The sequence below is a fragment of the Clostridium porci genome, assembly GCF_009696375.1.
GTDB classification, from domain to species: domain Bacteria; phylum Bacillota; class Clostridia; order Lachnospirales; family Lachnospiraceae; genus Enterocloster; species Enterocloster porci.
In genome coordinates this window covers 1-2,357 of record NZ_VUMD01000054.1, presented here as the reverse complement: position 1 = coordinate 2,357, position 2,357 = coordinate 1, and the positions used below count along the sequence as shown (strand labels likewise).

General features: G+C 36.3%; 7 protein-coding genes. 3 read left to right on the top strand and 4 right to left on the bottom strand.

What is annotated here, in order from left to right; translation table 11 throughout:
* Positions 1-122 precede the first annotated feature (122 nt).
* From FYJ39_RS20255 to FYJ39_RS20245, 3 genes are read right to left on the bottom strand one after another with little or no spacing between them, the layout of a single operon-like run.
* A complete protein-coding gene (locus FYJ39_RS20255) occupies positions 123-326 on the bottom strand; it encodes a hypothetical protein (RefSeq protein WP_154474108.1) in 204 nt (67 codons plus the stop codon).
* Complete coding sequence (locus FYJ39_RS20250) at positions 327-521, bottom strand: hypothetical protein (RefSeq protein WP_154474107.1); 195 nt, start codon at positions 519-521, stop codon at positions 327-329.
* Positions 518-724, bottom strand: coding sequence for a hypothetical protein (locus FYJ39_RS20245; protein WP_154474106.1), 207 nt, complete (start codon positions 722-724; stop codon positions 518-520). The genes FYJ39_RS20250 and FYJ39_RS20245 overlap by 4 nt, the downstream gene beginning before the upstream one ends.
* A 212-nt stretch (positions 725-936) precedes the next feature.
* Between FYJ39_RS20245 and FYJ39_RS20240 the strand changes: the two genes are divergently transcribed.
* From FYJ39_RS20240 to FYJ39_RS20230, 3 genes are all read left to right on the top strand, one after another.
* Positions 937-1,194, top strand: a complete 258-nt coding sequence (locus FYJ39_RS20240) for a hypothetical protein (RefSeq protein ID WP_154474105.1) — start codon at positions 937-939, stop codon at positions 1,192-1,194.
* A gap of 74 nt (positions 1,195-1,268) precedes the next feature.
* Entirely contained in the window at positions 1,269-1,478 is a 210-nt protein-coding gene (locus tag FYJ39_RS20235; RefSeq protein ID WP_154474104.1) for a hypothetical protein, read from the top strand.
* A 93-nt stretch (positions 1,479-1,571) separates the two neighbouring features.
* Complete coding sequence (locus FYJ39_RS20230) at positions 1,572-1,781, top strand: hypothetical protein (RefSeq protein ID WP_154474103.1); 210 nt, start codon at positions 1,572-1,574, stop codon at positions 1,779-1,781.
* Positions 1,782-1,882: 101 nt separating this feature from the next.
* Here the strand turns inward: FYJ39_RS20230 and FYJ39_RS20225 are convergent, their stop codons facing one another.
* On the bottom strand, positions 1,883-2,212 hold the full coding sequence (locus FYJ39_RS20225) for a hypothetical protein (protein WP_154474102.1): 330 nt from the start codon (positions 2,210-2,212) through the stop codon (positions 1,883-1,885).
* Positions 2,213-2,357: the final 145 nt, after the last annotated feature.

The following is a 2,357-nucleotide window of genomic DNA, read 5'->3' as shown; positions in this document are numbered from 1 at the left end:
TTCCCTCAAATCTTTCAATGCCTAAAATCTCGTATACCATAATCAAAAACCTCTCTTTCTCAAATCAACTAATGAATTATTTATATAGACCAGGGCAGAGCCGCGAGGGGATGCCCTGGGGGCTACCCAAAATACATATACTCATCTGATATAGGCGGAATGGAACCTGCCTTTTCATTGATGTAAGCCAAAATATGCTCCAGACGAACAAAATGGTATTGAAGCATATCCACACGGCACTGGTCATGCAAGGCCATGGCCCGGCAGATAGCAACACTGGTTTCACTTTGTTCCTGCTCTATAAGAGCTTTGGAAAGCCTTCTCATTTAAAGAACCTCCTTTGATTCAGACACACGCTTAAGCAATTCCTCTTTCTCAAATGTGGTAATAGCTCCAATCATATAGGCAAAAGCTATGTTCCCACGAATCCATGATACATCTACTTTATACAAAAAATCATCTGAACAACAGGAATCAATAATACTATTTAACGTCTCTCTAACATGCTTTTTATCCATCATCTTAATTCCTCCAAATCAACAAAAACACAAGCCCTATTAGAACGAAATTTGCAAGTAAAAGAAAAAACCTCATAATGTAAATAGCTTATAACATCATCATCAAAACAATAACCAAACGCAAGCACACAAGAATCAGAATCACGAATGATAAAACGTGTATTATCATCAACAAACAATAAATCAAAAACATCGGAAACTGTCATAATAAAAACCCTCCTTAATCAACTAAGTAAAACATTCTTGTAGACTAACTAAATTTGTGGTAAAATAGATACCAAATAAGCGCTTAACTGTTACTTATCTTTACATTAATAGTATAGCAAATTTTATAGGCCTAGTAAATTGACATTTGTCACAATTATAGTCCTATAAAATTGGTATTTTTTTATAGTCCTATAAGAAGGGATACAATAAAATGGCAATGAATGAAAAAGAATTAAAAGAATACAGAAGAGAATATATAAAAGATACGTATAAAACAGTCAAAGTGTATATTCGAGAAGAAGACTATCCGGCTATAATAGAACATATGAAGAATAAAGGCTATACAAAAATAAGCGGATATATTAAAGACCTAATAGAAAATGATATGCAAGGCACCACCGGAATCCAGGTAAATCATAATAAGGGCATTGTGGCCGGAAACACACATGAAGACATCAACATGAAATAAGACTGTAACGCACCAGAATGAACGAGAACCAATTCTAAAGACCAAAGGCAAAATCTATCAAGGAGGATATTAAAATGGACAGAGAAACGGTTGAAGCAATAAGACAGCTATTAAAACCAATGCAAAACCAACTAGAGGACTTAACAATTAAAATCGATACAATGAGACTAGAAATGAAAACATCTGAACGCTCCATAAGAAAAGATATACATTTCCTAAATGATGAAATGGAAACACTGATAGGAGTATTAGAAGCAAAAGGAATCTTACCAAAAGTAGAATAACAGTAAACATAAAAAGGATAAATAATCCCCTATAACGCACCAGAATTAATAAGAATCAATTTTTATCGGAATAATATCAAGGAGGATATTAAAATGGATAAAGAAACGATTGAGACAATAAGAACACTATTAGAACCACTACAGATTGAATTAATGAACATCAAAAATCAAATAAGCAACCTAGACAACAGAGTTGCAAACCTGGAATATGAGACCCGAAAGGGAATCAGAGAATTAAAACAAAATGACGAAACCATCATGACCATACTAGAGGGTAGGAACTTACTTCCCAAAGCCCAATAACAACAAAAACCCCGGCTCTATGCCGGGGATATTTTATACTATGTAACACATTTCCACCTGCAGGTGATTCCTGATCAGCTCCGCAGCTAGCGTGCTATGTGTTACTTTTTATATTCCTTGACCTTTCTACACTGGGCTTCCACATGCTCCAATAACTCATCCAGGGAACGGAGACGATTATCAATACTTGTAAGTTCGCGCTGAATACTATGACGAAGGTCAGATAATTTCATGTAATCATCAAACGCACGGGCGGCCATGGACTGGTATGTACGATAACGCTTTTCAACCTCTGGAAATTTATCATTACAGAAAAGAACGAGATTTTCAAACTTAGCATTTAAATTCGCACCTTCCATGGATTCCAGAATGGATGCCACCCGGTCAGAGTAGCGGAAAGAACGAATATTTGTTTTCTGATCCTTATTCATCCTTATTCCTCCTGTATTGCACCACGCTTGATTGCTTCGGCCAAGCCGACCTGGACAAGCCTTGTTGCCATTTCAGCCGGGGTAGAATAGCAATCACAAAATTCCATATACCTGCAAAGACGGTCATACTGCTTCGGAGTTAGAT